6 protein-coding genes are annotated in these 7,638 nt (G+C 28.5%); all 6 read left to right on the forward strand.

Annotated features, from left to right (window positions below; genetic code table 11):
• Positions 1-15: 15 nt before the first annotated feature.
• A complete protein-coding gene (locus tag J2Z42_RS09350; RefSeq protein ID WP_209702370.1) occupies positions 16-435 on the forward strand; it encodes a tellurite resistance TerB family protein in 420 nt (139 codons plus the stop codon).
• An 18-nt stretch (positions 436-453) separates the two neighbouring features.
• Positions 454-1,749 (forward strand): hypothetical protein, encoded by a 1,296-nt coding sequence (locus J2Z42_RS09355; protein WP_209702371.1) that lies wholly within the window; start codon positions 454-456, stop codon positions 1,747-1,749.
• Between the two features lie 406 nt (positions 1,750-2,155).
• A complete protein-coding gene (locus J2Z42_RS09360; RefSeq protein WP_209702372.1) occupies positions 2,156-4,105 on the forward strand; it encodes an ATP-dependent nuclease in 1,950 nt (649 codons plus the stop codon).
• 13 nt (positions 4,106-4,118) lie between these two features.
• Positions 4,119-6,074 carry an ATP-dependent helicase gene (locus tag J2Z42_RS09365; RefSeq protein WP_209702373.1) on the forward strand — a complete coding sequence of 652 codons (1,956 nt, stop codon included), beginning with the start codon at positions 4,119-4,121 and terminating at the stop codon, positions 6,072-6,074.
• Positions 6,075-6,275: 201 nt separating this feature from the next.
• On the forward strand, positions 6,276-6,452 hold the full coding sequence (locus J2Z42_RS09370; protein WP_209702374.1) for a hypothetical protein: 177 nt from the start codon (positions 6,276-6,278) through the stop codon (positions 6,450-6,452).
• A 323-nt stretch (positions 6,453-6,775) separates the two neighbouring features.
• Entirely contained in the window at positions 6,776-7,552 is a 777-nt protein-coding gene (locus J2Z42_RS09375; RefSeq protein ID WP_209702375.1) for an Abi family protein, read from the forward strand.
• The last annotated feature ends 86 nt before the right edge of the window (positions 7,553-7,638 follow it).

Consider the following 7,638-nt stretch of genomic DNA (forward strand, 5'->3'; position numbering starts at 1 on the left):
AAAGGAGAGATAAACGTGAATATTAGGGAAATACTTAAGACAGAAGAATCAAAATTAAACTTTTTAGGCGGATTAATTCGTTTAGCTAAGATTGATGGAAGTGTTAGTGAAGATGAAAAAATATTCTTTTCACAAGCAGCAGTTCAATTAGAAATGAAAGAGAATACAATTTCTTTGCTTGAGAATTATTGGTCAAGCGAGGACAAGATTAACGTAAAATTTGAAACAAAAAGAGAAGGATTGTTTTTTATACAACAGGCAGTACAACTTTGTGCAATAGATGGAGTTTATAACGATAAGGAAAAGAAGGAAATTAGGTTATTAGGTAAAGAATTAAACCTTTTAGAATCATCTGTAGAAAAGATAGAAACTTGGGTTGAAGATGGATTAAAATGGCAGGCATTAGGCGAAACTTTACTATGTATTGAAAATTAATTTTAGGAAGGTGATATTATGGGTTTTGGAAAGTTTTTATTAGGAGCAGTAGGAGTAGTAGGTGCAGTTGTAGCAGCCCCTATAGTTATGCCGGCAATAGCAGCTACAGCAGCAGGAGCGGCAGTTACAGGAGCAGTGGGTGCAGCAGGAACAGCAGTAGCTAGTACTGCAGTAGGATCAGCAGTGGTTGGAGCTGTTGGTACAGCAGGAACAGCAGTGGTTGGAACTGTTAGTACAGTAGGAGCAGCAGTAGGAACAGCAGCAGAAGCAGTTGGGTTATCTTCAGTAGCAGCAGTTGCAGCAGGAGAGACAGGAGCTGCTGCTGTAGGTACAATAGCAACATCAGTAGCAGTTGGTGCTGCAAGTAGTGTTTCAGGAGCTAAGAAGTTAAGTGATGCAAGTAAAATAAAGGATGAAGCGAATTATAGATATAATTCTAAACGTCAAGAATTTGATAGTATAGAAGAATCTACTAATGGGTCTCTTAAGAAATTAGGAAAATTAAAAGTTGATGTTTGGAAAAAGTTCGATAAGTTTGTTGCTGTATATGAAAAGATACAAAACAAACCAGAAATATCAGGTGATGTAACAAGTGAGTCAATTAAGCTTACTAAGGATGAACTGAAAAATATTAAAGGAGTTGCATTTACAGTACAAGATATGTTAAAGACAAGTGCAGGTTCAATAGGTGCAGGTGGGTTAATTGGAATAGCTACATCTGGTGGTTTGGCAAGCACAATAACAGTGGCTTCTACTGGAACTGCTATAAGTACATTGTCTGGAGCAGCAGCAACTAATGCAACTTTAGCAGCTTTTGGAGGAGGCTCATTAGCTAGTGGTGGATTAGGTATGGCTGGAGGAACTGCAGTTTTAGGTGGATTGACATTTGCACCAATGCTGGTAGTTGGAGGAATTATGGTTAATTCTAAAGGTAAGGCTAGTTTGAATGCGGCAAATGATATTAGCTGTGAAGTGGACAGTGCTGTAAGCAAAATGAATGAAGCAGAAAAACTACTTAATAAGGTGAAGGCTTTAAGTGAAGAGGTTTATACAGAACTATACAAACTATTTAGCATTTATAAAAGATTTATATTTTCAATGGAAGAAGTAGTAAGTATAAAGACAAATTATGAAGATTTTACTGATGCAGAACGAAAATTACTTGAGAAAACAATACTTTCTGTTTTATTGTTAAAAACACTTACAATGACAAATATTTTAGATAGTAAGAATAATAATAATGTTCTTGAGTATTCTGTTAAAAAGACAATTAAAGAGGTTAGCGAACAACGTAAGAATTGTCTTGCTAGTTAATTCTATTATAATAATAAAAATGGATTGATTCTCTTTCAATTTAATAAGATATAAGGGGCTATTGTAGAATGAATTTTTAAGTACATTTATGCATAGAAATATTTTCATTTTATCTGCTGTTGATCATCGTATTATTTTCTTTGAGTATATATTTTTTGAAGTTTCATGGTATAGCCAAGCCGCATGAGTGTACTATAGCCAATGTCAGCTAACCATACGGAATTTGGAGCCTCAACTTTAAAATTTTATTTCAAAAGATTTTCAGTTGAAGGCAGTCTATAAGAAAGTATGTATTTTACTTAAATTTGACTACCATATTATGTGAAATATAGGTAAATACCTTGTAATTATATATCATAATATCAATTAATGGTATTTAATAGAATAAAGATGGAGATGAATAAGAATGTATTTATCTAAAATTAGTATTAAAGGTTATAGATTATTTGATGAAGAAATAAGTATAAAATTCAATAAGGGAATTAATGTTCTAGTCAGTGAAAATGGATGTGGCAAAAGCACTATTATTGATGCTATTAGAATGTTACTTAATGAAGATGACTATTCTAGAAACGGAGTAAATCAAGAGGACTTTTATTATTCAATAGATAACAGCATTCAGTCTGAAGAAATTAATATTAAAGGAAAATTTTCTGACCTATCAGATAAAAAGAAAATTGAATATTTAACATGGCTTGATGATAATTACGATGCTATATTGAATTTAAGTATTATAAAAAAATTGGATAATCGTAATCACTATAAAAAGAAAATATGGGGTGGAGAATCGAGCAATAGCATATTTGAATGGGAAGCACTAAATGATATACAATGTGCATATTTACCTGCACTTAGAGATGCTAAAAAGAAATTACGTGCAGGTAGAGGTTCTAGGTTAGCCCGCCTTTTACTAAACTTATCACAAGATGAAATAGAAGAAAAGAGAAAAACAGGTAAACTTATGGAAATAGAGGAGGATGTAAATAATTTTAATAAGAAATTATCAGGTAAAGGTGATATAAAAAAAGCAGATGAAATGATTAATAAAATTTTACAGAATGCACTGGGGAGTGTATTTGGACAGAAAACTAAAATTCAATTTAATGATTTAACTTATGAAAGGATTGTCGAATCTCTAAGGCTTGTATTTTTTTCAGGGACTCAAATAAATGAAGAAACAGTTTATAGAAATTTATCTGAGAATAGCTTAGGATATAATAATTTAATTTATTTAGCAACAATTCTAGCTGAATTTGAAGGCTTAAAGAATAATTATACTTCACCTAGAATACTGTTGATTGAAGAGTTAGAAGCACATTTACATCCACAATTACAGATGAAACTATTAAAATATTTAAATGGACAAGCTGAAAAAAATGATATACAAATAATTATTACAACACATTCTACTACAATTGCATCGTCTACACCTATTAAAAATTTAATTTGTTTAAATTCAATTGAAAATAAAAAAATAACTGCAGTATCTCTTTATGACTGTAGGTTAGATGAAAAATCAGAAAAGTTTATTGACCGATGGATGGATGTTACAAAGTCTACATTATTATTTTCCAAAGGAGTAATTTTAGTTGAGGGATTGGCAGAGTCCATATTGCTTCCGAAATTAGCTGAAATTTATTTAAGACAGTATAATTTATCTCATGGAGAGAAGACAGTAGATTCTTTAGAGGAAGCTGGAATATCTGTTATTAATATGAATGGCGTTTTTTTTCAATATTTTATGCAGCTATATCGTGGATATCAATTGATTCTTCCTAAAAGAAAAGTAAGGGAAACAAAAAAAGATTATGAAGAAAGATTATCTAAATTTAAAAAGAAGCCTAAATTTGAAGAAGATGAATATATTAAAGTAAATTTTATTCCAATTAGATGTGTTGCTATAACAGATAATGACCCGGATAAAGATAAAAATCCTACAAAGCTAAATCCTATTGATGGTAATAATCCACAGTTATTTTATATAGAGCAGCTTGAGAAAATGACAAGTAACTGCAGAGTATATAAAAACTTAAAAACTTTTGAGTATGATATGGCGATTTCGTCAAAATATAATTCAAAAATGATGATTGAAATTCTTTTAGATAATATAAATATAGATGGAGAAGTAAAAAAGACTTTAGAAAATTATAAAAATAAAATTGAAGAATGCCAAGAAAATGATAAGGAAGTAGATAATTTAGATGATATTGCCTCATTTATTTTAAAACAAATTGATAGCTTAGATATTGGAAAGGGAATGTTTGCCCAAATACTTTTTGATAAAATTTCAAAGAATGAAGAATTTGATGTTCCTGAATACATAAAAAAAAGTATAGATTTTGTACTGGAGTTATAGGGGGACAAAGTATATGATAAGCGACAGTGCTATAGAAAAATTATGCTTTGGCATATGCAGTAAAAAAAGATGTCCTAAAGATATTTTTAAATGTGACGGTATTATTAAAGATAAGTGTATTGAAAGAGGGAAAAGCTGTATAGAAAATCTTAATGAAAATCAAATCGAATATATTTTATCTGATATTGATAAAAATATATTTTTAAGTGCATGTGCAGGGAGTGGAAAGACGGAAGTTCTGGGAATTAAAAGTGCTTATGAGATAAAAAGATGGGAAAAAGAGAATCAAGGAATTGCTATTTTAACTTTTACAAATTCTGCTGAAGATGAAATAAGAAATAGAGTGGAAGGGTTTTTACATTTTAATATTGGGTATCCTCATTTTTTAGGCACATTTACAAGCTGGATACATGGATATATAGCAAATCCATTTTCTTCATATATTACAAAATATAAAGGTGATGAAAATGGAGACAAATCTATTAAATTAATTGATTCTAAAAGTAATTCAAAATTTTTGAAAGTGTATTCCACTAAATATTCATATGACAAGTTAGGAAATATGAGAGCAAATGAATTTTATTATTATTTAAAGGAAGACAAATATGCTTATTGTGGAGATCGTAATAGAGAAGGACAATCTATATTAGATGGATTAATAAGTGAACAAAGCTGGAGAATTGATGACTTAATTAAAACAAAAAATAAATTTTTTAAAAGCGGATATTGTACATATGAAGATGTTGAAAATATTGTATATTCTATACTTAAAGAAAAGGATGATATAGCTAAAATTTTTTCTCGTAGGTTTCCAGTTATTTTAGTAGATGAATGTCAGGATTTATCATATATGCAACTTGAAATTTTAAAATGTTTAAGTGAACAAGGAAGCAAGTTACACTTTATTGGAGATTTAGACCAATCAATATATGAATTCCGTAAAATACATCCTGAAGATACAAAGAAATTTATTAAAGAATTAGAATTTTGTGAATTAGAACTTAATAAAAATTATCGCAGTTGTCAAGAAATAGTAAATATATCTAATCTGATAATAAATAAAACAGATAAAATTGAAGGATTTAAATATGTTGAGATAAAAGATAAACTAATTGTAATATTATATAAGAAAAATCAAGAAAAGTTAGTAGTAGAAAAATTTTATGATTTAATTAAAAAAAATAAGTTGAATTGTGAAAACTCTAGAGTAATAGTTCGCAATAATAGGTTAAAAAATAAGCTACTTGGTTTAAAAAACAATCAAGGCAGTGAGAATATTTTAGAGGATTTAATAAAGGCAATTTATTTGTGTAAGGAGTATAGTAACATAAATAATTATAGAGATGGGTTTATATTGCTATGTAAGGTGATTCAAAAAATATATTTTAATAATGACGAGCATAAGAATAAAAATTATTTTTATATGCCATTATCATTAGAAATTAAAATATGGGAAAATTTAGTATACAATATTGGAAATGAACTAATAAACAATGAAGATTTATTTAATTTTGATTTGACCTTTAAAGAGTGGAAAAATTTATTGAAAAATATATTAGAAAATGACTTGAAATACATTAATGAAATTGATGGAAAAAAAATAAATCTAGGTAAGATAAGAAGTGGAAATTCTTTAAAAAAAATTAATGAAATTATATTTTCAAATAATGATAATTGTCTAGATCATAAGATTGAAACTATTCATGGATGTAAGGGAATGAGCTTAGATGCAGTTTTATTTATGTCATCTTATAAAAGGCCTTCATTAACTTCGAGAGAAGAGCCATCAGGATCGTACTGGAGAGAATGGTTTGATACAAATCAAATAGAAGAGAAAAATAGAATGGCCTATGTTGCATTTTCTAGAGCAAAGTATTTTTTGGCATTGGGTATACCTAAGCCATCTAGTTTTAGCGATTCTGACAGAAATAAGTTGATGGATTATGGCTTTAAATTAATAGAAATTTAAATGGCATTTTTATTTAAGGAGAAGTAAAAATGACTTAATCAGAATGGTGAGGAGGCTGTAGTAGCAATTGCTAAAAGTTTAAATTCACCAGAGTCCAAATAGGTCAATAGTTCATATTTACCTGAATTAACTGAATGGATTTTGGAAAAGTTTGAAACAAGTGATGGAGTCTTTCATGAATTCATTTTAGCTAGGTATTCTATGCAAGCTATTTTGGTTGGTGAAAAAATAGCAGAGCATGATAATCTAGCTAAAAAGATGAAACCTTATTTAAAGTATAAATTAAGAAGAATACGAGAATGGGCACAGTGGAAAATTGAGTATTCTAATGATTTAATTAATGATAACAAACATATGGAAGTTATCAAAGAAAGATAAAATTGAATGTAAACGGTAAATTGTAGGTGTGTACTTGTAAAAATAAACAATATATAGAGATACATAAAGATATTTTAACATAATTAAAGTATTTAAACGTAAAATAAGTATACAAATTTGTAAAATTGATATACTATAATAGTAACAGAACTCGTAAAGCCTATGTTTGAAAAAATATGCTCAAATGTACGAGACGTTTTTTAGTACAGAACTCACCAAGCCTCTTATATTTAATATAATGCTCAAATAGGTGGGACGAATTTATTACCCACTAAGTAATTACTTAGTGGGTTTCATTTTAACTAAATTTAGGAGGTTGTATAGTGACGAAACTAAAAAGACCTATTAGTTTTGATGAACAAATAAAGAAACTTGAAGGTAGAGGATTAATAATTGAAGATGAAGAAAGAGCTAAATTTATATTAAGTAATTTAAATTATTATAGATTTACAGCGTATCTTTTGCCTTTTAAGTTGGATGATGATAACTATGCTAAGGGTACAAGCTTTAAGAAAATTTATAATATATATATGTTTGATAAAAGTTTAAGGTTATTGCTAATGGATATTGTGGGTACTGTTGAAATATCTTTTAGAACTTATATAGCTTATACATTGGCGATGAAGTATGGGGCATATGGATATACAGATAAAAGAAATTTTATAAATGAAGATTATCATAATAAATTCTTATTAAATTTAGAACTAGAAAAACAGCGTAATTCTAGCAAACTTTTTATTATGCATCATAATGAAATTTATGAGGGTAGATTACCAATTTGGGTTGCAACTGAAATAATGCCATTTGGTATGTTGTCCAAGCTATATTCAAATTTATTACCTGGTGAGAAAACTTTTATTAAAAATAATTTTTGCAAAGTAAATGTAGGATTAGTTAATTCATGGTTACAATCTTTAACTCATTTAAGAAATGAATGTGCTCATTATGGAAGAGTATATAACTCATTATTTCCTGTTGTTAAAATAATGAAAAAGCATAGAGAATATGATTTTGACAATAGAAAAGTTTTTATACATATAGTTGTTATTAAGTATTTAGTTGCTGATCAAAAAAATTGGAATGATTTTTTTATTTCTTAGGAATTTAAAAAAAATTGGCTCAAAAAAATAGCCCGTTAGGGCTTGAGAAATCTAAGTCTAGAAGTTCGAGGAAAATATTACAAGTA

It is taken from the genome of Clostridium algifaecis (genome assembly GCF_017874415.1).
Taxonomy (GTDB): domain Bacteria; phylum Bacillota; class Clostridia; order Clostridiales; family Clostridiaceae; genus Clostridium_B; species Clostridium_B algifaecis.